Source organism: Citrobacter sp. CK185, assembly GCF_030333565.1.
In the GTDB taxonomy this organism is placed as follows: domain Bacteria; phylum Pseudomonadota; class Gammaproteobacteria; order Enterobacterales; family Enterobacteriaceae; genus Citrobacter_B; species Citrobacter_B koseri.
Window position 1 is genome coordinate 391,315 of sequence record NZ_JAOWFR010000025.1, and the last position, 23,451, is coordinate 414,765.

The 23,451-nt window shown below is 53.2% G+C and carries 22 protein-coding genes and 1 tRNA gene; 11 read left to right on the forward strand and 12 right to left on the reverse strand.

Annotated elements, in window-relative coordinates:
* Positions 1 to 20: 20 nt before the first annotated feature.
* The 6 genes from OGV79_RS14455 to pgtC form a co-directional block, all read right to left on the reverse strand.
* Positions 21 to 599, reverse strand: coding sequence for a PhoP regulatory network YrbL family protein (locus tag OGV79_RS14455; RefSeq protein ID WP_110494364.1), 579 nt, complete (start codon positions 597 to 599; stop codon positions 21 to 23).
* A 164-nt stretch (positions 600 to 763) separates the two neighbouring features.
* Positions 764 to 2,818: a TonB-dependent copper receptor gene (locus tag OGV79_RS14460; RefSeq protein WP_199971437.1), complete on the reverse strand. Its 2,055-nt coding sequence runs from the start codon at positions 2,816 to 2,818 to the stop codon at positions 764 to 766.
* Between the two features lie 84 nt (positions 2,819 to 2,902).
* Entirely contained in the window at positions 2,903 to 3,343 is a 441-nt protein-coding gene (locus OGV79_RS14465) for a DUF2946 domain-containing protein (RefSeq protein ID WP_115181746.1), read from the reverse strand.
* 125 nt (positions 3,344 to 3,468) lie between these two features.
* Positions 3,469 to 4,716 (reverse strand): two-component system response regulator PgtA, encoded by a 1,248-nt coding sequence (gene pgtA, locus OGV79_RS14470; protein WP_049008883.1) that lies wholly within the window; start codon positions 4,714 to 4,716, stop codon positions 3,469 to 3,471.
* Complete coding sequence (pgtB, locus tag OGV79_RS14475) at positions 4,706 to 6,700, reverse strand: two-component system sensor histidine kinase PgtB (RefSeq protein ID WP_391511774.1); 1,995 nt, start codon at positions 6,698 to 6,700, stop codon at positions 4,706 to 4,708. The genes pgtA and pgtB overlap by 11 nt, the downstream gene beginning before the upstream one ends.
* Positions 6,701 to 6,711: 11 nt before the next feature.
* The gene (gene pgtC, locus OGV79_RS14480; RefSeq protein WP_172962719.1) at positions 6,712 to 7,944 is read right to left on the reverse strand and encodes a phosphoglycerate transport regulator PgtC; all 1,233 of its coding nucleotides are present in this window, start codon (positions 7,942 to 7,944) and stop codon (positions 6,712 to 6,714) included.
* Positions 7,945 to 8,338: 394 nt separating this feature from the next.
* Here pgtC and pgtP point away from each other — a divergent pair, with 394 nt between their 5' ends.
* Complete coding sequence (gene pgtP, locus OGV79_RS14485; RefSeq protein ID WP_024130464.1) at positions 8,339 to 9,730, forward strand: phosphoglycerate transporter PgtP; 1,392 nt, start codon at positions 8,339 to 8,341, stop codon at positions 9,728 to 9,730.
* Positions 9,731 to 9,865: 135 nt separating this feature from the next.
* On the opposite strand, the gene OGV79_RS14490 is transcribed toward pgtP, so the two are convergent.
* Positions 9,866 to 9,953: transfer RNA gene (locus OGV79_RS14490), tRNA-Ser, on the reverse strand.
* A 370-nt stretch (positions 9,954 to 10,323) separates the two neighbouring features.
* Here OGV79_RS14490 and yccA point away from each other — a divergent pair.
* Together yccA and tusE are read left to right on the forward strand one after the other, a co-directional pair.
* Positions 10,324 to 10,983 carry an FtsH protease modulator YccA gene (yccA, locus tag OGV79_RS14495; protein ID WP_012132952.1) on the forward strand — a complete coding sequence of 220 codons (660 nt, stop codon included), beginning with the start codon at positions 10,324 to 10,326 and terminating at the stop codon, positions 10,981 to 10,983.
* A 90-nt stretch (positions 10,984 to 11,073) separates the two neighbouring features.
* Entirely contained in the window at positions 11,074 to 11,403 is a 330-nt protein-coding gene (tusE, locus tag OGV79_RS14500) for a sulfurtransferase TusE (RefSeq protein ID WP_012132953.1), read from the forward strand.
* On the opposite strand, the gene yccX is transcribed toward tusE, so the two are convergent.
* Positions 11,400 to 11,681 carry an acylphosphatase gene (gene yccX, locus OGV79_RS14505; protein WP_012132954.1) on the reverse strand — a complete coding sequence of 94 codons (282 nt, stop codon included), beginning with the start codon at positions 11,679 to 11,681 and terminating at the stop codon, positions 11,400 to 11,402. The two genes, tusE and yccX, sit on opposite strands and share 4 nt — an antisense overlap.
* Before the next feature lie 94 nt (positions 11,682 to 11,775).
* Between yccX and rlmI the strand changes: the two genes are divergently transcribed.
* Positions 11,776 to 12,966 carry a 23S rRNA (cytosine(1962)-C(5))-methyltransferase RlmI gene (gene rlmI, locus OGV79_RS14510; RefSeq protein ID WP_049008455.1) on the forward strand — a complete coding sequence of 397 codons (1,191 nt, stop codon included), beginning with the start codon at positions 11,776 to 11,778 and terminating at the stop codon, positions 12,964 to 12,966.
* Between the two features lie 57 nt (positions 12,967 to 13,023).
* Entirely contained in the window at positions 13,024 to 13,341 is a 318-nt protein-coding gene (gene hspQ / locus OGV79_RS14515; RefSeq protein ID WP_012132956.1) for a heat shock protein HspQ, read from the forward strand.
* 60 nt (positions 13,342 to 13,401) lie between these two features.
* On the opposite strand, the gene OGV79_RS14520 is transcribed toward hspQ, so the two are convergent.
* Positions 13,402 to 13,815 carry a CoA-binding protein gene (locus OGV79_RS14520; RefSeq protein ID WP_049008447.1) on the reverse strand — a complete coding sequence of 138 codons (414 nt, stop codon included), beginning with the start codon at positions 13,813 to 13,815 and terminating at the stop codon, positions 13,402 to 13,404.
* 173 nt (positions 13,816 to 13,988) lie between these two features.
* Between OGV79_RS14520 and OGV79_RS14525 the strand changes: the two genes are divergently transcribed.
* Positions 13,989 to 14,651, forward strand: coding sequence for a DUF2057 family protein (locus OGV79_RS14525; protein ID WP_012132958.1), 663 nt, complete (start codon positions 13,989 to 13,991; stop codon positions 14,649 to 14,651).
* A 115-nt stretch (positions 14,652 to 14,766) separates the two neighbouring features.
* Positions 14,767 to 15,225: a methylglyoxal synthase gene (mgsA, locus tag OGV79_RS14530; RefSeq protein WP_012132960.1), complete on the forward strand. Its 459-nt coding sequence runs from the start codon at positions 14,767 to 14,769 to the stop codon at positions 15,223 to 15,225.
* A 31-nt stretch (positions 15,226 to 15,256) separates the two neighbouring features.
* Here mgsA and helD read toward each other — a convergent pair whose 3' ends face one another.
* A complete protein-coding gene (gene helD / locus OGV79_RS14535; RefSeq protein WP_058668974.1) occupies positions 15,257 to 17,311 on the reverse strand; it encodes a DNA helicase IV in 2,055 nt (684 codons plus the stop codon).
* Positions 17,312 to 17,434: 123 nt separating this feature from the next.
* Between helD and OGV79_RS14540 the strand changes: the two genes are divergently transcribed.
* Both OGV79_RS14540 and yccS read left to right on the forward strand, forming a co-directional pair.
* A complete protein-coding gene (locus OGV79_RS14540) occupies positions 17,435 to 17,881 on the forward strand; it encodes a YccF domain-containing protein (RefSeq protein WP_012132963.1) in 447 nt (148 codons plus the stop codon).
* An 18-nt stretch (positions 17,882 to 17,899) separates the two neighbouring features.
* Positions 17,900 to 20,047 carry a YccS family putative transporter gene (gene yccS / locus OGV79_RS14545; protein WP_024130467.1) on the forward strand — a complete coding sequence of 716 codons (2,148 nt, stop codon included), beginning with the start codon at positions 17,900 to 17,902 and terminating at the stop codon, positions 20,045 to 20,047.
* Here yccS and OGV79_RS14550 read toward each other — a convergent pair.
* The gene (locus OGV79_RS14550; RefSeq protein ID WP_071258272.1) at positions 20,016 to 20,639 is read right to left on the reverse strand and encodes a TfoX/Sxy family DNA transformation protein; all 624 of its coding nucleotides are present in this window, start codon (positions 20,637 to 20,639) and stop codon (positions 20,016 to 20,018) included. The genes yccS and OGV79_RS14550 overlap by 32 nt on opposite strands.
* 216 nt (positions 20,640 to 20,855) lie before the next feature.
* Between OGV79_RS14550 and sulA the strand changes: the two genes are divergently transcribed.
* Both sulA and ompA read left to right on the forward strand, forming a co-directional pair.
* Positions 20,856 to 21,365, forward strand: a complete 510-nt coding sequence (gene sulA / locus OGV79_RS14555; protein WP_049008471.1) for an SOS-induced cell division inhibitor SulA — start codon at positions 20,856 to 20,858, stop codon at positions 21,363 to 21,365.
* Between the two features lie 355 nt (positions 21,366 to 21,720).
* Positions 21,721 to 22,767 carry a porin OmpA gene (gene ompA, locus OGV79_RS14560; RefSeq protein ID WP_047463714.1) on the forward strand — a complete coding sequence of 349 codons (1,047 nt, stop codon included), beginning with the start codon at positions 21,721 to 21,723 and terminating at the stop codon, positions 22,765 to 22,767.
* Between the two features lie 74 nt (positions 22,768 to 22,841).
* Here ompA and matP read toward each other — a convergent pair whose 3' ends face one another.
* Entirely contained in the window at positions 22,842 to 23,294 is a 453-nt protein-coding gene (gene matP / locus OGV79_RS14565; RefSeq protein WP_012132968.1) for a macrodomain Ter protein MatP, read from the reverse strand.
* Between the last annotated feature and the right edge of the window lie 157 nt (positions 23,295 to 23,451).

Below are 23,451 nucleotides of genomic sequence, written 5' to 3' on the forward strand. Positions count from 1 at the left end.
GTTCAAGGATAACGTGTAGATTACGCTTGCGTGATACTTTGCAGATCCCTCAGCATCCTTCTGAGGCACTTAAGTTTGTTTTTATCCCGTATAACGCTCCAGAACTTGCTCAACTGAAAGAGCGTCTTATCCCCAAAGCCGTCAATAACTTTGAAGCGGTACTCCTGACGAGCATCGTCCCAGGCATAAACAATATTTTTGCAATGCAGCGAGTTGATAATGACGTCTGTATGAATAAACCACGCTAAAAAAGCGTTGAGCTTACTGAATTTCTCCGCGTCCAGTTCGTTGTGCTTTGCAAGGTCATACAATGTTCTGGCAATGTTGCCCTGTTCGTCATGCTCTTTGACGATAACCTGCCCAATCCCTTTATCTGTCTCCACTAGCCCTTCAATTTTCTGGATGAAGAGCGAGTCAGTTTCGTCGCGCGGCTTGCACTCTCTGACGTCCCGATAGACTTCACGAAGCTTACTTTTATATTTGGGAATGCTCGGGATGACGACTTTGATCAGTAGTTGATGATTGTGCGGATGCTGAAAGACGTAACGATCGTTCCCTCTGGCCAGTAAATCATTTTCGGTCAAGGTAAGCTTTTTCATACAGTGTTGACTCATAAAAGAAAAAAACAGACTGGCCCATGCAAACGAAGAGATGGCGTTACGTCATATCCTGGTTACAGCCGAGACAGTTTAATGTTAATAACCTAAACGGCAGGTCAATGAGTCATGAAGTCGGCGGACGGTTCACGTCCGCCGGAAGGCTATCAAAACGTCACGTTCACTTTTCCCCAGAATGTTCTTCCCGGTTCATTCACTGACGTATTCGCGGAGTAACCAAAGCTGCTGTTACCGGCAAGGTTCAGATGTTCGCTGTAAGCTTTATCAAACAGATTATCAACGCCCGCGCTGAGTTTCACAGACTTGTTCAGCCGGTAGGCCGCATTCGCGGAGAAGATGGCGAACCCCGCGCTGCTATCAAAATCTTTACCCACGACGTTCCCTTCGTTAATTGCGACGCGATGCTGGCTGCTGACCAGACGCAGCAGACCGGTACTGCTCCAGTCGCCGCGTTCCCATGTCAGACCCAGGCGCGCTTCAAGCGGCGGAATCTGCGGCAATGGCTGATGGTCGTCGGTATTTCGCCCCCAGGAATAAGCAAGGCTGGCATCGGTTTTCCATGTTTCGGTCAATTGATAGCCGATGCCCGCTTCTCCCCCCATGATGGTCGCATTGACGTTATCAACCTGACTTATACGGGGATGATGAGGGTCGTAACGGAACAGAATAAAATCATTAACCCGGCCAATATAGGCAGAAACCCAGCCGTTAAGACGCTTACCGGTATACTGCGCGCCAATATCAAGCTGAGTCGTCTTTTCCGTTTTGACGTTATCGAAAACATCTGCCGACCCGCCAGGGCCATAGGTGGGAGAAAAAAGCTCCCAGTAGTCGGGGAAACGCTCGGTATAGCCTATCCCCGCGTAAAACATCACGGGCATCTCCGTCAGGTTATGCTCAACGCGCACAAACCCGGCCGGTAGTAGATCCGTGCGCTGCGAGGAGCCGGTGTCAGTGAAATTGTCCACCAGCACGCGATCAAGACGCGCGCCGCCTGTCACTTTGCTTTGCTCCGTCGCAAGCCAGGTCAATTCACTGAATAAACCATAGTCGTGAAAACGGGCGTCTTTGTCCCAGCGATCATCATCTTTACTGCGATGCGTGCTCAGTTGCGTATCAACGCCGCTGCGTAACTCATAGTCTGACCACAACCACGTTCCCATCATCCGTCCGCCAACAGTACGGCGATCCAGCTGCATTGCCATTGGCATACTCATCGAATGCATGGCAGAACCGTGTTCCATTGCCGAACCCATCGCCGAACCCATGCTTCCTGACATATTCATGCCGGGAGCGCGCAGCGAGTAGTTATCCATAACGTGATTCGCATAGTTGTAGTAGATATTCGCTTCTAACTTATCAAATACCTCGCCGATGCCGGATTTCTCAAACCGCATCCCCAGGCTTTCACGCCTGAAGCGGGAGCCGTCCATACTGCGCCCGGCATAGCGGGCTTCACCGTCGCCTTTACCCGCCGTCATTTCCAGCAGCGTGTCTTTGTCTGGCGTCCAGCCCAGCGCCATATCGCCGTTCCATTTATCCCATTTCGACGGCACGCGGTCGCCATTGCCATCTTTGTAGTCACCCGCCCGGGATTTGTTGCCGATAAGCCGCAAATAGCCGTCCTCACTTCCCAGACTGATGTCCGCATTTTCATCCCAGCGGTTATTCGAGGCGGCAAGGACGCTGGCCGTCCCCTGAATACCGGGTTTATCAAAACGCGGCTGTTCCCGGTCAAAGCGGAGGGTTCCCGCAGAGTTGCCCGGCCCCCAGAGCACGGTTTCCGGCCCCTTTATCAGGGTCAGCACATCAAAACTTTCCGGGGAGATATAAGAACTCGGCGCATCCATACGTGCCGGGCAGGCTCCCGGCATTTCGCCGTTATCGGTCAAAATTCGCAGACGAGAGCCAAACATCCCGCGAAAGACCGGATCGCCGTTTGTCCCGCCATTGCGAATTTGCGAGAACCCAGGGATCGTTTTCAGATAATCAGAGCCATCGCTGGCGGGAACGGGCTGACGAGGCGTTTTTGGCGACGTGACGATTTCCAGCGGAGAAGCGACCGGCGCGGTCACAATCATTACCGAATCATCCGCCATTTTTGCATGATCGTGCTGTTCGCTTGCCCACGCCGCCTTTGCGGTCAGCGCGATCAGGACCAGAGAAGCCAGAGGAGTAAGCCCGAAGTATTGCCGTTTCATAACATTCCTTACTGTTTTTCAGGCGCAACGACGCATTGCCCGTCAAAAGGGCAAAACGCTACGCAATGTCTGTTTTTTTATTGTTTAAAACGAAAACGGAAATACAGCAGGCGGCGCGCGAGCACGCTGAGGCGCCCACGGGCGGAAGATAACGGAAAGGTGTAATGGCCGTACCGAACAACAGATAACAAACAGCAGCAACAGCCAGAGCAAGAACACCAGCGCAAACTGGACAAACGGCAGATGTACCAGCAACTGGCAGTACCCGCAGACGATCTCTTCCACGGGCGACATCGCTTTGCCGGACATCATCTGGTGAGCGACCGAAAGAGAAGTCTGACACGGCGCAGAAGCCGCCATGTCATGGTGCGAGCCTGACGACATCATCACCATTGAGTGCGACGAGTGCTCACAGTCGGCCTGGCGGGCAATTGATTTTGAAATAACGGGCGCAATAAACAACATGGCGACGGCAAATAATGCCAGCCATGCTGTTATTCGGTTGATTCGCGTTCGCCCGTGCAAAACGTTACCCGGAGTTGAGGTGTTTGCCAGATTGTAACTGATTTACATTCGCAATATCACAACTAATTACAGGGGAACAGGTGATTCATAGCCCCACACATCACATCTCGCTCCCCTGACCTGCGCTAAAACTTATAGTGCTCTTTACTCAGGCCATATTTCTTCATTCTGAGATAGAGCTTTTTACGGGGAATTTGCAGGTACTCTGCCACTTCGTTAATGCGCCCCTGATGGATATTCAGCGCTTCGGTGATGATCTGCCGTTCAACGTCTTCAACCCGCTGGTCAAGCGGCGTCGGCTCACCGACATGCATCTGTGGATTCGCCGTTTCCGCGAGCGGCAATACCCCCACGGCAAACAGTTCGGCGGCGTTCGCCAGTTCACGGACGTTGTTCGGCCACACCCGGCGCATCATCCCCTTCAGCAGGTCGTTATCCACCTCTGGCACCGGATGATTCAGCCGCTGACAGGCTTTCTGCAAATAGTGATGGAACAACGGCCCGATATCATCAGGTCGCTGTGACAGGGGCTGACAGGCGATTTGCGTCATGGCGAAACAGTAATAAAGCTCCGCCACAATCTGGTTGCTGGCCGCCAGTTCCACCAGCGAAGCGTTGCCGATACCGATCAGGCGAAAAGGCCGCCGCTCCAGACTCTGCAACTGCACCAGTTGATGCTGCTGTTCGCGGGTCAGATTCTCCGGGTGACTTAATACCAGCGTCCCACCCTGAACCTGCGCTATAAGCTCATTAAGTTTTTGGGCACTGGCAGGGGTCAGTTCGCAGTAAATAAAAGGGCCCCCGGCGTTACGCCCCAGCTGATGCAAATAGCGCGCGCCGGTCATGCGGCCGGTTCCCGGTTCGCCGTAAAGCCAGACCGCAATATCCGTTTCTGCCAGTTGCTGTAAGCGCTGACGATACTGATGCGTCCATTGGCTGCGCCCAATTAGCTCAACCTGCAACTTCTGCTGGCAGTACTGGCGACGCGCTATCACCGATTGCCTATGGCGTAACGCCGCCTCAACCAGCGAGAGTAACTTGCCCGGGTCTACCGGCTTTTGCAGGAAATCCCAGGCCCCTTTTTTCACCGCATCCACCGCCATAGGCACGTCACCATGTCCGGTGATAAGCAGAATCGGCAGCTGCTCGTCATCCTGATGAAACAACGTCATCAAATCGATGCCGGAGCAGCCAGGCATGCAGACATCGCTCAACACGATACCGGGCCAGTCCTTCTGCACCCACTCCCGCGCATCAAAGGGATTATTGCAGACACAGACGCGATAGCCCGCCTGCTCAAGCAGCTGTGTATAGGCATCAAGCACATCGGCATCATCATCAATCAGCAGAATCGAACATTCATTACTCAACATCTTTTACATCCGTCACATTGAATTGCAGCACCACGCAGGCATTTCGCGTCAACGTGGACGCCAGGCGCAACGCGCCTTCCATTTGCGTCATCAGCGAGACACAAATCGAAAGCCCAATGCCCAGCCCCACATCTTTACTGGTCGTAAACGGCTTCAGTAATGAGGGTAGCAAGGCCGCAGGCCAGCCGGGGCCATTGTCGGCAATCAACACGCACAGCGTATCGCCCTGAATTTGCCAGCTCACCGTAATTGCCGCCGCGTTCGGGCAGGCGTCGAGCGCATTCGCCAGCACGTTCACCAGCACCTGCTGGATGCGTATTTCATCACCGCTGACCCAAACGGTTTCATCCGGTATCGCGAGCGCCCCCTGCTGAGGCTTATGGCGCATCGCCAGCAGTTCCCACGCCGCCGTAAACGTCTGGCGCAAATCAACCGGATGCAGCGGCGTTTCCAGTTCAGCACGACGGGTAAACTGGCGCAGCGAGCGGATAATCGCGTCAATGCGGTTAATCAGCCCTTCCGCTTTGCTTAACGTCGTTCGCGCCTGCTCCGTCTGCCCCTGTTCAATCGCCCGCCCCGCCGTAAACAGATACATCGACAGCGCATTCAGCGGCTGGTTGATCTCATGCGCCAGCGTGGTCATCGTCTGCCCGACCACCGCCAGTTTTGCCGTCTGGATCAGCTCGTCCTGGGTAGCGCGCAGATCGGCCTCAATCGCTTTTCGCTCGGCAATCTCCTGCTCAAGTTGCTGTTTTTGCGCGTTAAGCTGACCCAGCGTGTGGCGAAGCAAACCCGCAATCCGCCCCAGCTCATCCCGCCCATACACCGGAATCGTGGCATCCGTCCGCCCTAAACCAATCTGCACCACCGCCTGATTCAGCGCGGTAAAGCGTTTCACCAGCCGCGAACGGATAAAATAATGGTTCAACACCCATGCCAGCAGCAGCGCCAGCAGCGTCGCCACCAGAATCAACCCGCCGCTAACGCGGACAATCTGCTCCATACGCTGATTAAACATCTGCATTTGCTGGTGACTGCTGCCAAGCTGGGCCTCAAGCAGCGTCCTGAAGCGCCCCAGCGTCGCTTCTCTGGCGCGACTGGCATCCACTAACGCTTTTTGCGCGGCGACATAGTCGCGCATGGTGTCCGGCATTTTATTTTTCACCATGCCAATTTCCAGCAGCTCATCAATGGTTTGTCGCAGGGTGATCGTGCTCGGCCAGTCATTCAGCGCACGAATATTTTCATCCGCCGTTTTTTTCAGGTTTTCGAGATAGCGGATATGCGTCTCAACCAGCATGCCATCATCATTTCCAGACTTCAGTTCATTGAGCCTGTCGCGCAGGTCGTCAACAATTTGATTCTCGATGCGCGCCAGCGTATAGACCTGCTGCTGCTCGTTCTGTACTTCACGGGAGCGTTTCAGATACTGCGCCGCATCGCCTTGCCGGGCTTCAATCTGATCCAGCAGCGTTCCCTGTTGCCAGGTGAAATCCTGCACCAGAGAATTCAGTTCGGTGGTGAAATCATCGTGCAGCCAGTCAATACGCGCAGACAGCTCACCCACCTTTTCACGTACCAGAAACATGTTGTAGAGCACGCGATCCAGTTCCGACAGCAGCGCGCGGCTGTCCTGCAAAATCACCGCCAGCTGCTGGCGTTCTGCGGGTGACAGCCCCTGGCTCAGCCGCTCGATTTTATCCAGATGCTGAATAATCTGGTTGCGCAGTTGCAGGCGCACCGTAGTGTTCGGCGCCAGCAAAAACTCATTCAACTGATCCACCACCAGATTGAGATTCCCTTCAATCAGAAAAGCAGAATGGATGCGGGGAAAATACTCATCCAGCGAATAGCGTATTTGCGAGCTTTGCTCATGCCATGAATAGAGGCTGACGCTGCTGACTATCAGCGTCAGCAGCGCCCCCATCAGGAAAGCGCCCCGTAAACTGCTGCTGATGCTGATTTGCCGCAGACGTTGCAGCATTGACCCGCCCTTCATTTCAGTTCTTCCAGTTTATTGATAGCCTGACGCTGGTTGTTGAGAAACCAGATCTGCCACTCCATCATTTGCTGCTCCGCAAAGCTCTTATTGTCGAACTGCGCCAGCCAGGCTTCATCTTCACTGCTTGCCGGATCGACCGGCACACGGGTTAGCAGCGCGCGTATTTCAGGCAACGGGCGCTTAAGACGGGCTTCCGCGCTGTGCAGCGCTCGCCAGGCATCTTTCAACTGGGCGAGACGAAAGCTGATTGCCGTATCAAACATACGCTGAACCAGACGCTGACGTTTCAGGATCAGCCGATAATTTAACGGCGGTTGATTCATCAGCACCGCCTGTTGCGCTGCCCGTGGGTTTCCTGCCGCCAGCGGCGTAACCGGATATTTCCCCGTATTGGCGTCAGCGAGGATCCGCTGCCCTTCCGGGCTTAGCAGATAGCGAATAAAACGCCGCGCTTCGCTGGCATGCTGGCTGTTTTTGAGTACCGCGACATAGGTGGGCGAAACGGCCGACTGCGGAAAGTAGGTAAAGGCCAGATGAGGATCGTTCAGCAACAGATTGGCATAGTTATCAATCACCGGGCCGGCCACGCCCAGCCCGCTTTTTATTTTATCCGCCACGCCAAAGCTGCGTGATGAAATCGTCACGAGGTTTCCCGCACTCGCCAACAACGTTTCCCATCCCTGCGCCCAGCCTTTTTGTTGCAACAGCGCCTCCACCATCAGGTGGTTGGTATCCGAGCGCGATGGGCTGCTCATCAGCAGCGCCCCCTGATATCTGGGATCGGTCAGGTCGTCCCAGTCCGTTGGCGAAGGCAGATGCCGTGCAGTCAGCGCCGAGCGATTAATCAGCAAACCGAATCCCGATATAGCCACGGCAACGGAGGTTGAACGGATCGATTCCGGTACCAGATGTTGACTGACTGACGGCGCACCGTTGAACGGCGCCAGTTTTTGATGTTCCTGAAGATGCTGAAGCAACATCGGCGACGAGGTCAGAATCAGATCAACGTTTTCTGCATTTGCCGTATCAAGCAACTGTTCCAGCGAGGCGCTGGTGCGATTGAGCGTGCGGATCATCACCGACCCCGGCTCCGTCTGCCAGCGCTGGATAATCCACGCGGTGGCGCTGGGGGAAAATGTTGTCGCCATCACCAGTTCATTGCTTTGCGCCGCACAGGGTCTGAACAACGCGGTCAGCAGCAGCAACGCGAACGTTTTGCTAACCATCCCGCCCCGACGAAGAAACATGTTTGTGATCCCGTTCATAAATATTGAGATATCGAAAAAATAACGTTGAGACAAAACTTACCCGTTTATGACGATTAGCGGATGAATAACCACTATCGTAAAAATATTCGTGCTGGCATCCGAAAATACCAGCAAAGATTACCAGATAATGAATGTGGAATTTGTTAATATCTGCACAAGCCAGACATAAAATCAGCGCCTGATTAATTACGCCGCATTTCACTCATTCAAAACGTGTCAAAAATAGCCTTTCAATTCATCATTTTGAGTCAATTTTGACACATTTCATCGACTTGAGTTTCATCGCCGCTTATTTCACTCTTCATGCCGAATACTCCTGATGTTCATACCAATATAAAATACAGGTGACGACATGTTATCAATATTTAAAACAGGGCCATCGGCGAATAAAGTTCCTGCTGAGAAAATTCAGGCAACTTATGGTCGATACCGTATGCAGGCGCTGCTTAGCGTATTTCTGGGCTATCTGGCGTACTATATTGTGCGCAATAACTTCACATTATCCACGCCTTACCTGAAAGAACAGTTAGACCTGAGCGCCACGCAGATCGGTTTGCTCAGCAGCTGTATGCTCATTGCGTACGGAATCAGCAAAGGCGTCATGAGCAGCCTCGCAGATAAAGCCAGCCCGAAAGTCTTTATGGCCTGCGGCCTGGTGCTGTGCGCTATCGTAAACGTCGGATTGGGGTTCAGTACCGCATTCTGGATCTTCGCTGCGCTGGTTGTCCTGAACGGCCTGTTTCAGGGGATGGGCGTCGGCCCCTCTTTTATCACTATCGCTAACTGGTTCCCGCGTCGGGAGCGTGGACGTGTGGGGGCGTTCTGGAACATTTCGCATAACGTTGGCGGCGGGATTGTCGCCCCGATCGTAGGTGCCGCGTTTGCAATCCTCGGCAGTGAACACTGGCAGAGCGCCAGCTACATTGTTCCGGCCTGCGTGGCGGTGGTTTTCGCCCTGATTGTACTGCTGCTTGGTAAAGGCTCGCCGCGTGAGGAGGGCCTGCCTGCGCTGGAAGAGATGATGCCGGAAGAGAAAGTGGTGCTGAAGACCAGACACGCCGTAAAAGCGCCGGAGAACATGAGCGCATTCCAGATCTTCTGCACGTACGTGCTGCGTAACAAAAACGCCTGGTATGTCTCCCTTGTGGACGTGTTCGTCTATATGGTGCGCTTCGGCATGATCAGCTGGTTGCCTATCTACCTGCTGACGGTGAAACATTTTTCCAAGGAACAGATGAGCGTCGCCTTCCTGTTTTTTGAATGGGCGGCCATTCCTTCTACCCTGCTGGCCGGCTGGCTCTCCGACAAACTGTTCAAAGGTCGTCGGATGCCGTTAGCCATGATCTGTATGGCGCTGATCTTCGTCTGCCTGATCGGTTACTGGAAAAGTGAATCTCTGCTGATGGTGACGGTTTTCGCGGCGATTGTTGGCTGCCTGATTTACGTCCCGCAGTTTCTGGCCTCCGTCCAGACGATGGAAATTGTTCCCAGCTTTGCCGTAGGTTCAGCCGTTGGCTTACGCGGATTTATGAGCTACATCTTTGGCGCCTCGTTAGGTACCAGCCTGTTTGGCGTAATGGTGGATAAAATGGGCTGGCACGGCGGTTTCTATCTGCTGATGGGCGGGATCGTCTGCTGCATTCTGTTCTGCTATCTCTCTCATCGCGGCGCGCTGGAACTTGAGCAACAGCGTAAGAACACTCAGCAGGAAGACGCCTCTTTAACACTGGCCGACGCACAATAATCGCCCACACCAGGGAAAAGAAAACCCCGGATAGCTTTTGTTATCCGGGGTTCGGCATGATCTGAAAGAAGCGGGATACGATATTTTTTGACACAAAAACAAAGGGGCTACCTTTCGGTAACCCCTTGTTTAATCTGGCGGAAGCGCAGAGATTCGAACTCTGGAACCCTTTCGGGTCGCCGGTTTTCAAGACCGGTGCCTTCAACCGCTCGGCCACACTTCCTGAATGAGGCGCACTATAAACATCCCGATGCGCCGTGTAAAGCCCGAATGTGTTCGTTTGCCTGAAAAACAGGCAAAAAGCTGTTAATAGCCTGAAATAACAACAAATTGACCATTTATTCAGCATAAAAAAGAGGCCCGGCGGCAAATGTTCCGTTGCGCCTCTTTTATTATGCGCTCATCATCAACCTTTACTGCCGCCTCTTCTCCCCCGTCACGTTTTATGTCGGGTGGGTTTCGCGACAACGCCTGAAATAACATGCTTAACCTGTTAGAGATCAAATGCGTAAAGATGGGTAAAACCGCTGTGTGATTATCAGCGGTTTTATTATCCTCTTTCGCTAACTACATCTGTCATAAGAGAGTGACTCATGGATCGTATTATTACTTCTTCACGCGACCGCACATCGCTACTCAGCACCCATAAAGTGCTGCGCAATACCTATTTCCTGCTGAGCCTGACGCTGGCGTTCTCTGCGATCACCGCCACCGCCAGTACGGTGCTGATGCTGCCGTCTCCGGGTCTCATTCTGACGCTGGTAGGCATGTACGGTCTGATGTTCCTGACCTATAAAACGGCGAATAAACCCACCGGTATCCTGTCGGCGTTCGCCTTTACCGGCTTCCTGGGCTACATTCTTGGCCCAATTCTCAACGCCTACCTCTCAGCGGGTATGGGCGATGTTATCGGCATGGCGCTGGGCGGTACGGCACTGGTCTTCTTCTGCTGCTCCGCTTATGTACTGACAACGCGTAAAGATATGTCCTTCCTGGGCGGTATGCTGATGGCGGGTATCGTTGTGGTGCTGATTGGCATGGTTGCGAATATCTTCCTGCAACTGCCTGCGCTGCATCTGGCCATCAGCGCGGTGTTTATCCTGATCTCTTCCGGGGCAATCCTGTTCGAGACCAGCAACATCATCCGTGGCGGTGAGACGAACTACATTCGCGCAACGGTCAGCCTGTATGTCTCGCTGTACAATATCTTCGTCAGCCTGCTGAGCATTCTGGGCTTCGCCAGCCGCGATTAAGATATAAGAACGCATTAACCAGGCCCCGCTTATGCGGGGCTTTGTTTTTTGGTAAACTGACGCCAGTTTGACTAACGCTGTGAAGAATTTATGTTGATCTTTGAAGGCAAAGAAATCAGTACGGATAGCGAAGGCTATTTAAAAGAGACGGCGGAATGGAGCGAACCTCTGGCAGTCGCGATTGCTGAAAAGGAAGGTATTACCCTCTCTCCTGAACACTGGGAAGTGGTGCGTTTTGTGCGTGATTTCTACCTGGAGTTTAATACGTCTCCGGCCATCCGTATGCTGGTGAAAGCAATGGCGAATAAGTTTGGCGAAGAAAAAGGCAACAGCCGCTACCTGTATCGCCTGTTTCCGAAAGGCCCGGCAAAGCAGGCAACGAAGATTGCTGGCCTGCCTAAACCGGTGAAATGTATTTAATAGCGGATACGGAAACCTGTTAACTCCTCGCCAGGACGATGTGGCTCACTCAGAACCCTGTCTACCCTGGCGCTACGTGGCCCACCATCCTTCAGCCACTTCATCAGTTTGTCCACCTGTTCACTTTCGCCACAGGCCACCACCTCCACGCTTCCATCATCCAGATTGCGCGCATAGCCCGTCAGCCCCAGGCGCTGCGCTTCATGCTGCGTGGTATAGCGAAAACCAACGCCCTGAACCCGACCGTGTACCCAGGCGATTATGCAAACTTTCGACATTGTTGTGCTCCTTATCATCGCGGGGCGCGTTGCAAATCCTCGCAAAACTCAGGACAATGGCGCCCATTTCTTTGATTCGACAGAATAGCAAATTATGAGTGTACGTTTAGTGTTAGCCAAAGGGCGCGAAAAATCTTTACTTCGTCGCCATCCGTGGGTCTTTTCCGGTGCCGTAGCCCGAATGGAAGGTAAAGCCAGCCTCGGTGAAACCATCGATATTGTTGACCATCAGGGTAAATGGTTAGCGCGCGGCGCCTATTCTCCCGCCTCGCAAATTCGTGCACGCGTCTGGACATTCGATCAGGCGGAATCCATCGACATTGCGTTCTTCACTCGTCGTCTGCACCAGGCGCAACAGTGGCGCGACTGGCTGGCGAAAAAAGACGGGCTGGACAGCTACCGTCTGATCGCCGGTGAATCCGATGGCTTGCCGGGCATCACTATCGACCGCTTCGGTAACTTCCTGGTTCTGCAACTATTGAGCGCAGGTGCGGAATATCAACGCGCCGCGCTGATCAGCGCATTGCAAACGCAGTATCCCGAATGTGCGATCTACGACCGCAGCGACGTCGCCGTGCGTAAAAAAGAAGGGATGGAACTCACCCAGGGGCCTGTCACTGGCGAACTGCCGCCGGCCCTGCTGCCCATTGAAGAGCATGGCATGAAGCTGCTGGTGGATATTCAGGGGGGTCATAAGACAGGCTATTACCTCGATCAGCGTGACAGCCGCCTGGCGACACGTCGCTATGTGGAAAACCAGCGCGTGCTGAACTGCTTCTCCTATACCGGCGGTTTTGCCGTGTCGGCACTGATGGGCGGTTGCCGTCAGGTGGTGAGCGTTGATACATCGCAGGAAGCGCTGGATATCGCGAAGCAAAACGTTGAGCTGAACAAACTGGATCTGAGCAAAGCCGAGTTTGTGCGTGACGATGTGTTCAAACTGCTGCGCACCTATCGCGATCGTGGAGAGAAATTCGACGTCATCGTGATGGACCCGCCGAAGTTCGTCGAAAATAAAAGCCAACTTATGGGGGCCTGTCGCGGCTATAAAGATATCAACATGCTGGCTATCCAGTTGTTGAATCCGGGCGGCGTGCTGTTGACGTTCTCCTGTTCCGGCCTGATGACCACAGATTTATTTCAGAAAATCATTGCAGATGCCGCAATAGATGCCGGTCGTGATGTACAATTTATAGAGCAGTTCCGTCAGGCTGCCGATCATCCGGTGATCGCTACCTACCCGGAAGGGCTGTATCTGAAAGGGTTTGCCTGTCGCGTCATGTAACTTGAAAAGTGGAATGTTACCCTCATATTGAGAGTATCTATTTCCCGGGAGGTGACTATGATTGCCAGCAAATTCGGTATCGGCCAGCAGGTCCGCCATTCCCTGTTAGGTTACCTCGGAGTGGTCGTGGATATCGACCCGGAATATTCGCTTGATGAACCGTCACCTGATGAGCTGGCGGTTAACGACGAACTTCGCGCCGCTCCCTGGTATCACGTGGTGATGGAAGATGATGAAGGCCAGCCTGTACATACCTATCTGGCTGAAGCCCAGTTAAGCAGTGAAACGCAAGATGAGCATCCCGAGCAACCCTCGATGGATGAACTGGCGCGCACTATTCGCAAACAGCTGCAAGCGCCGCGTCTGCGCAACTGATTCAACGTAAAATGCCCGATAGCGCGACGCTTATCGGGCTTACACGCTATGTCTGAGCCCTTATTTCGCCAGCCCTAAACGCGGAATCTCTATTGCCGGACAGCGATCCATCACGACTTTCAATCCCGCATTTCGCGCCAGCACGGCGGCCTGCTCATTAATTACGCCCAGTTGCATCCATAAGGTCCTCGCGCCAATGGCGATAGCTTCCTGCGCGACGCCCCATGCGGCTTCTGAATTACGGAAGACATCAACCATATCGACCCTTTCCGGTATGTCCGTCAGCTTCGCATAGCCTTTCTGCCCCAACAACGTGGTTCCGGCCACCTTCGGCGAGACAGGAATAACGTGGTAGCCCTGGTCGAGTAAATATTTCATCACACGGTAACTTGGGCGCTCGGGCTTATCACTTGCCCCCACCAGCGCGATGGTACGCGTGGACGTCAAAATGCCAGCGATATCGGTCTCTTTCATCATCTTTCTCCAGGCTGTTTTGCAAAGTGTACGACAAACCTGACATTGCAACCATTCATCCCATACGGACGTATGAGAGCAAAAGCTAAAAATATGTCTATATGTTAGTAAACATGATTAGCGAAAAATTTTGATACATTATTAATCGGGCGGTTTTTGGACAGGAGAACCCTATGAAAACCGGCATTATAACCATGTTATTCGTTCTGTATTTGCCGGTAACCGCCTTTGCCACGACCCTTCGTCTTTCAAATGACATTGACCTTTTAGTGTTAGACGGCAAAAAAGTCTCCAGTTCATTGCTGCGCGGCGCGGACAGCATCGAACTGGACAATGGCCCGCATCAGCTTGTGTTTCGCGTTGAGAAAACCATTCGCCTGTCCAGCCACGAGGAACGACTCTACATTTCTCCCCCGCTGGTGATCAGCTTTAACACGCAACTCATCAGCCAGGTCAATTTTCATCTTCCGCATCTGGAAACCGAACGAGAAGCCGCGCATTTTTCCACCACGCCGCGTCTGGAACTGCTGGACGGCGACGCAATGCCGATCCCGGTCAAACTGGATATTCTGGCAATCACCTCGACCGCCAAAATCATTGATTACGAAACCGAAACTGAGCGCTACAACAAAGCCGATAAACGCGCCTCCTTGCCGCAGTTCGCCACGATGATGGCCGATGACAGCACGCTGCTTTCCGGGATCTCTGAGCTGGACGCCGTTCCGCCGCAGTCTCAGGCACTCACGGAGCAGCGACTCAAATACTGGTTCAAACAAGCCGATCCGCAAACGCGTAATAACTTCCTGCAATGGGCGGAAAAACAACCGCCTTCCTGACATTTTATGTCGACGCTGGCGAGTATGACGAGTCGGCGCGCATTTTTTTCGTCTTTCTCTTGCAGCGTCAAGCGCTTCCAGTACTCTGTAGCAAGGTTAACTACGGAATTGAACTATGGAACTGACGACTCGCACCTTGCCTGCGCGCAAACACATTGCTCTGGTGGCGCACGACCACTGCAAACAGATGTTAATGAGCTGGGTGGAACGCCACCAGCCGCTGCTGGAAAAGCACGAGCTTTATGCCACAGGCACAACCGGAAACTTAATTCAACGCGCCACGGGTATGAACGTTAACGCAATGCTGAGCGGCCCGATGGGCGGCGATCAGCAGGTCGGCGCCCTGATCTCTGAAGGGAAGATTGATGTGCTGATTTTCTTCTGGGACCCGCTCAATGCCGTTCCGCACGATCCAGATGTGAAGGCGCTCCTGCGTCTGGCTACGGTGTGGAACATTCCGGTCGCCACCAACGCGTCTACGGCTGACTTTATTGTCCAGTCTCCCCATTTTAACGATGCCGTGGATATCCTGATCCCGGATTATCAACGTTACCTGGCTGAACGCCTGAAATAACGCTCCCACAGGCGGCACAAGCCGCCTGCTCTTAAGGTTTCCTCGCCACCGGCACATCCAGATGCTTAAGATCGTCCACAAAGCGCGACGGGTTCTCTTTGTTAAATAACAACCAGACCCGATGCCGGGCGCGCGTCAGCGCCACATACAGCAGTCGCCGCTCTTCCGCATCCGGGAAATCCTCCACCTGCGGCAATAATGCTTCTTCCATAATCGACTCGCGCGCAGGCGCCGGGAAACCATCACTGCCTTCCTGTAACCCGACAATAATCACATAGTCAGCCTGCTGGCCTTTACTGGCATGGATGGTCATAAAATCCAGTTGCAGCTTAGGCCAGCGGGTCGCCGCTTTTTCAAGACTGGCTGGCTTCAGATGATGGTAGCGCGCCAGTACCAGAATGCGCTCATCCTCTTTCGCATATCCTGAAAGCTTATCCAGCAAGGCATCCAGCTGGTTTTCATCCAGTAACGTTACCGCTTTCTTATCGCCCGCCGTCAGACTGTTAAGCGGCTTTTTGAGCTGATGCGGATTCTGCTGGATAAAACGATTGGCGATTTCGCCAATGCGCCCGTTAAAACGGTAGGTTGTGTCGAGGTCACAGCGATCGCCCTCGCCAAAAGAGTGATGAAACGCGGTCGTTAAAGAGAGCTGCGCCCCACTGAAACGGTAAATCGCCTGCCAGTCATCGCCAACGGCAAACAGCGTGGTATGCGAATTTTGTTTGCGCAGCGCCGCCAGCAACGCCGCACGCTGCGGGGAGATATCCTGAAATTCGTCCACCAGAATATGTTTCCAGGGACTGATAAAACGCCCCTTTTCCAGGATAACGATCGCCTGGTGGATAAGCCCGGAGAAATCGACGGCGTTCTCCTCTTTCAGCGCGCCTTTCCACGCTTTCAGCAACGGCGCCATCAATTTGATGCGCTTACTGAACAGATCGCGAATCTCCTCAGGCGCACTGGCGATCATCTCAGACTGAGCGCCGCCATGCATTCGCATCAGGCTCACCCAACGGTCCAGCCGGGAGGCCAGACGGCGCTGTAGCTTTTCATCATCCCAGAAATTGCCCTCAGGCAGCGGCCATTGCATTTCCTCTTCCAGCCACTGCCGCCACCCTTTCGCCTGCGCTTTTTTCTCGCTGCACTGCTGACGCCAGGTTTTGATAAACAGTTTATGTCTCGCGGCAGCGTCGTTTTCCAGTTTGCTGATGGTCGGGACTTTCTTACTCCCCTGCTGAATGATATGCAGCGCCAGGGCGTGGAACGTACGGGCGGCGATCGCGTCCGTATGCAATCTTTCACGAATGCGTTCGTCCATCTCTTCTGCGGCCTTGCGGCCAAAGGCCAGCAGCAGAATTTGCTCAGCCGCCGCTTCTCCCCTGGCTAACAGCCAGCCTGCGCGCGCGACCAGCACAGACGTCTTACCGCTCCCGGCTCCCGCAAGCACCAGCAAAGAATGTTCACCATTGACCACGGCTCTGGCCTGCGCCGGATTCAGCGGCGAGGACTCAATGTTCTGGAAGAAGTCGGCATATTCCGTCAGCATCACCTCGGTATAGGCCTGATTATGCTGCTGGCGGCATCCCTCGATATCGTTCAACCATGCCAGACAGCTACGCCAGGCATCGCGGCAGTTCTCAAACTCCTCCAGGCGATTAACCGGCAGCGGTAATGCAGCAAAAGCGCGGCGAATGTGTTGCTGTAATCCTGACGTTTGCTCGCGCGTTAACCACCGTTTTTCTCCGGTTCGCTCGGCAATAAGATCCCGTTGTTCCTGTAAAACCCGGGCCGCCACCTCGCTCATCTCCTGGCTCCAGCGCTGCCAGTGCGCATCCAGGTAGTGATGAAAACGCTGCGTCTCTGCCCATTCAGTACCGTGCAGACGCACCACTTTGTCATCCGGGAGGACAAACTCAAGCTCCCCCCACACCAGTCCCCGTTTACAATGAATAGCCAGTAACTGATTGAATGGAATAAGATACTCGTGGCGATCGCCCGAGACTTTAATACCGGCATTGAGAATAACGGCCCGATCGTACGGGTGTTGCGCCAGACGTTTTCCAAGAGAAGTTGCTTTCAGTTCCATGACTCAGCGAATCCAGACGAAGAGTATTTCTTGTCAGTGTAACCGCCAGAGAAAACGTGCTCCAGCCCAAAAAAACGTTACAATTGCCTGCAATCACAGAAAACCAGAGTTAGCCGAGGGTTTATGCGTACTGTTCTGAATATTTTAAATTTTGTATTGGGTGGTTTTGCCACCACTCTGGCCTGGCTGCTGGCGACGCTCGTCAGCATCGTGCTCATTTTCACATTACCGTTAACCCGCTCATGCTGGGAGATTACAAAACTTTCGCTGCTTCCCTACGGCAATGAGGCCGTTCATGTTGACGAGCTGAACCCGGCAGGGAAAAGCACGCTGTTGAATACCGGCGGTACGGTACTCAATGTTTTCTGGCTGATCGTCTTTGGCTGGTGGCTCTGCCTGATGCACATCGCCTCCGGCATTGCGCAATGCATTACGATCATCGGCATTCCCGTCGGCATCGCGAATTTTAAAATCGCCGCCATTGCGCTCTGGCCGGTAGGGCGTCGCGTGGTTTCCGTAGAGACAGCTCGCGCGGCGCGTGAAGCCAGTGCGCGTCGCCGCTTTGAGTAATCAGGACTGATGGCCTTTATGTTAAGTCCCTTGCTCAAACGCTATACCTGGAACAGCACCTGGCTGTATTACGTTCGCATTTTTATCGCGCTATGCGGCACAACGGCCCTGCCCTGGTGGTTGGGCGATGTCAAACTCACCATACCGTTAACGCTCGGTATGGTCGCCGCCGCCCTGACCGATCTGGATGATCGTCTCACCGGGCGTCTGCGCAATTTAATCATCACATTAATCTGTTTTTTTATCGCCTCCGCTTCCGTGGAACTGCTCTTTCCCTGGCCGTGGCTGTTCGCAATTGGATTAACGCTCTCTACCAGCGGATTCATTCTGCTCGGCGGTTTAGGGCAGCGTTACGCCACCATTGCTTTCGGGGCGCTGCTTATCGCTATTTACACGATGCTGGGCACCTCGCTTTACGACCAGTGGTATCAACAGCCCATTCTGCTCCTTGCTGGCGCCGTATGGTACAACCTGCTGACGCTGACCGGGCATCTGCTCTTCCCAATTCGCCCCCTACAGGATAATCTGGCGCGCAGCTACGAACAGCTTGCACGCTACCTGGAGTTGAAGTCGCGCTTGTTTGACCCGGATATCGAGGATGAAAGCCAGGCGCCGCTGTATGATTTAGCGCTGGCCAACGGACAACTGATGGCGACGCTGAATCAGACGAAAGTCTCTCTTCTTACTCGCTTACGCGGCGACCGGGGGCAACGGGGAACCCGTCGCACGCTGCACTACTATTTTGTCGCGCAGGATATTCACGAGCGTGCAAGCTCATCGCATATTCAGTATCAGACGTTGCGCGATCATTTCCGCCACAGCGACGTGATGTTCCGTTTCCAGCGCCTGATGTCGATGCAGGGGCAAGCCTGTATGCAGCTCTCACGCTGTATATTACTGCGTACGCCTTATCAGCATGATCCACACTTTGAACGCGCGTTTACCCATATTGATGCGGCGCTCGAACGTATGCGCGCCGCTGGAGCATCTGCTGACTTACTCAAAACACTGGGCTTTTTATTGTCCAATCTGCGGGCGATTGATGCGCAACTGGCGACGATTGAATCCGAGCAGGCGCAGGCAATGCCGCGCAGCGAATCAGAAAACCTGCTTGCCGACGACAGTCCTCACGGATTCAGTGATATCTGGCTACGTCTGAGCCGTAACTTCACTCCCGATTCAGCGCTATTTCGCCACGCGGTGCGTATGTCGCTGGTGCTCTGCGTCGGTTACGCGCTGATCCAGATTACCGGCATGACTCACGGTTACTGGATCCTGCTCACCAGCCTGTTCGTCTGCCAGCCTAACTATAACGCCACGCGGCACCGGCTGGCGCTGAGGGTCATCGGGACGCTGGTCGGCGTCGCCATTGGTATACCAATCTTGTGGTTTGTCCCCTCGCTTGAAGGCCAGTTGATACTGCTGGTCATCACCGGCGTCCTGTTTTTTGCTTTTCGAAACGTACAGTATGCCCATGCGACGATGTTCATCACCCTGCTGGTGCTACTCTGTTTTAACCTGCTGGGTGAAGGCTTCGAAGTTGCCTTGCCGCGCGTGATCGATACGCTGATCGGCTGTGCGATCGCGTGGGCCGCCGTCAGCTTTATCTGGCCCGACTGGCGCTTTCGTAACCTGCCGTGTGTCCTGCAACGGGCCACGGATGCGAACTGCCGCTACCTGGACGCGATCCTTGAGCAGTATCATCAGGGGCGGGATAACCGGCTGGCCTACCGCATTGCCCGCCGTGACGCCCACAACCGTGATGCCGAGCTGGCCTCGGTGGTGTCGAATATGTCCAGCGAACCCGATGTCACTGCCGAAACTCGTGAGGCGGCGTTCCGGTTACTCTGCCTCAATCATACCTTTACCAGCTATATCTCTGCTCTGGGCGCGCATCGCGAACAGCTCACCAACCCGGATGTCCTGGCGCTGCTGGATGATGCAGTGTGTTATGTCGATGATGCGCTTCACCATCAACCCGCCGATGAACAGCGCGTTCACCAGGAGCTGGCAAGCCTGAAAGAGCGGATTCAGCACCTGGAGCCAAAACCAGACAGTAAAGAACCCCTGGTGGTGCAACAAGTCGGCCTGCTCATTGCATTACTGCCTGAGATTGGTCGTTTACAGCGGCAAATCACGCCGTCGCCTTCTGGTGCTCCGGCGTAAGCGACTGCGCCCACTCAGCAAGCTCCTGGCGGCGTACCGCCGGGAGCGCCGCTTCATGTACGCCAGCAATCGCCCCTTCTAACGCATAGAGAGTTTTCACCGTCAGCAGCTTATTGCTCTCTCTTAGCCGCAGCCAACACATTTTTGCGCCGAGTATCCGCAATGTGTTTTCATCATTAATTCCGGCCTCATGCAGAAGGTTCTCCAGATGAAACGTCACGTTTGGCAGATTCTTCAATCGACGTTGTGAAAAACGGGTACGTTTTTCTTTTATGGCAGCATCCAGCGAATACTGCGATAAAAGCACCAGCTGTTGTTGATCGCGCCATAAGCTTTCATCCACCCGGTAATAATTCAACATGACGGGACGGCCACGTTTCATAAATGTTAACCAAACGGGAGAATGCTTCACGCAGTACGCGACGCTTTGCTCACAGGCGCGCAGGTATAGCTCTCCCTCAGCCACCATCGCAAACACCGTATCCTCGATTGTCAGGCTGTAGCTACCAAACAGCGAACGATAGTGAACCGTGCCCAGAGAGGCTAAATATTCTTGTGATTTATAGATCTTGTCATAGGAACGTAATTTCATAAAATCCCTTTTAAATCATAAAGTAAAAGAATGATTTGCAGTAACAGATCCGTTAATGACGAAAATAGGCAACTTATTCTCAGTGAGCAAGATGAATTTCATTTTTACGGCGACAACAGATAAAAATTGCGAGTCTGTTTCCGAAAATAGGGTTGATCTTTATTGGCGGCAGAGTTACTGTATATCCATACAGTAACCCACAGGGCTGGATTGATTATGTACACTTCAGGCTATGCAAATCGTTCTTCGTTGTTCTCTTCCACTGCGGGCAGCATTGCGCGCGTCTCTTCAGAGAACACCACCGCCGGGCTTATTAGCGAAGTGGTCTATCGCGAGGACCAGCCCATGATGACGCAATTACTGCTTTTACCGCTGCTGCAACAATTAGGTCAGCAATCACGCTGGCAGCTCTGGCTGACGCCGCAACAAAAGCTGAGCCGGGAATGGGTTCAATCTGCGGGGCTGCCTTTAACAAAAGTGATGCAGATTAGCCAACTTTCTCCATGCCATACGCTGGAGTCGATGATTCGCGCATTGCGGACGGGCAACTACAGCGTCGTTATCGGCTGGCTGGCGGATGAGCTCAGTGAAGAAGAACACACCCGGCTTGTGCAAGCGGCAGATGAGGGAAATGCGATGGGATTTATCATGCGTCCTGTGAGCGCACACGCTCATGCCACGAGACACCATTCCGGGCTAAAAATTCACTCAAATTTATATCATTGAGTGAAATTAGGATTTATCCTGGAATTTTTTTTCTGCTCTTTGATCTGCTCTGAAGCTTAATACTTTTTGTGTGTGAATGCTTGTCAGAAGCGGTTTCCGCGATTTTCGCTGAGCGATTTCTCAGCAGGAAATGTTAAATATTATGTATACAAGCCTTTTTTTTTCATATGCCTGACGGAGTTCACACTTGTAAGTTTTCAACTACGTTGTAGACTTTACATCGCCAGGGGTGCTCGGCATAAGCCGCAGATATCGGTAGAGTAACTATTGAGCTGATCCCCCGGTGAAGGATTTAACCGTGTTATCTCGTTGGAGATATTCATGGCGTATTTTGGATGATAACGAGGCGCAAAAAATGAAAAAGACAGCTATCGCGATTGCAGTGGCACTGGCTGGTTTCGCTACCGTAGCGCAGGCCGCTCCGAAAGATAACACCTGGTACACTGGTGCCAAACTGGGCTGGTCTCAGTTCCATGATGTTGGCAACAACCAGATCGACAACAACGGCCCGACCCATGAAAGCCAACTGGGTGCTGGTGCGTTCGGTGGTTATCAGGTAAACCCGTACGTTGGTTTTGAAATGGGTTACGACTGGTTAGGTCGTATGCCGTACAAAGGCAACACTCAAAACGGTGCATTCAAAGCTCAGGGCGTTCAGCTGACTGCTAAACTGGGTTATCCGATCACTGACGATCTGGATGTCTACACCCGTCTGGGTGGTATGGTTTGGCGCGCAGACGCTCAGAACAACACTGGCTTCAAAGATCACGATACCGGTGTTTCCCCAGTATTCGCTGGTGGCGTAGAGTACGCTGTAACGCGTGACATCGCTACCCGTCTGGAATACCAGTGGACTAACAACATCGGCGACGCAAACACCGTTGGCGGTCGTCCAGATAACGGCCTGCTGAGCGTTGGTGTTTCCTACCGTTTCGGCCAGCAGGAAGAAGCAGCTCCGGTTGCTCCAGCTCCGGCACCGGCTCCAGAAGTACAGACCAAGCACTTCACTCTGAAGTCTGACGTTCTGTTCAACTTCAACAAAGCAACGCTGAAACCAGAAGGCCAGCAGGCTCTGGATCAGATGTACAGCCAGCTGAGCAACCTGGACCCGAAAGACGGTTCCGTCGTGGTTCTGGGCTTCACTGACCGTATCGGTTCCGACGCTTACAACCAGGGTCTGTCCGAAAAACGTGCTCAGTCTGTTGTTGATTACCTGATCTCCAAAGGTATCCCGGCTGACAAAATCTCCGCACGCGGTATGGGCGAATCCAACCCGGTTACTGGCAACACCTGTGACAACGTGAAAGCTCGCGCTGCACTGATCGACTGCCTGGCCCCGGATCGTCGCGTTGAGATCGAAGTTAAAGGCGTTAAAGACGTTGTAACTCAGCCGCAGGCTTAAGTTTCCGTCTAATAAAAAACCCCGCACTGCGGGGTTTTTTTCGTCTGAAACCAGAAGAAAGAAGAAACGAACCGCTACTCTTTCCCCAGTAATGCCTGCAAATCCTGCTTCAGGGTCGACATCTTGCTGGCGTATTTCTCTTTATGTTCCGCATCTTCAATCAACTGCACAATCGTTTCTGAAAGCGTTTTGCCACGTCGCTGCGCGAGTCCCGCCAGACGCTGCCAGACAATAAACTCCAGATCGATAGACTTCTTGCGCGTATGTTGATGCTCGGCATTAAAGTGTCGTTTACGCCGTGCTCGTATGGTCTGCTTCATACGGTTTAACAGCGCAGGATTCATATGCTCTTCAATCCAGGCATTTACCCGAACCGGTTCATTTTCGAGGGTTAGCAACAAATCAACGGCTTCTTTGGCAGCACTGGCTTCCACGTACCGGGTAATCAACTCCCCTTCGCGGTGCTTCTTCACCAGATACTTCCATTTCCAGCCGCTTTCAAGGTTTTCAAGTTGTTGATATTTCATTGCGCTCTCAACGTTACCGTGTAACTCCTATCAGAATATCAGTTTTTTGGGCATCTGAAGAAAAGAATATCCAGCCTGTGAACTCTCACGCGTCATCCTGCACGTTTACATTCGCTTTCCGCGTGTGCAGCGTTGCCTGTTACGGTATAATCGCGTT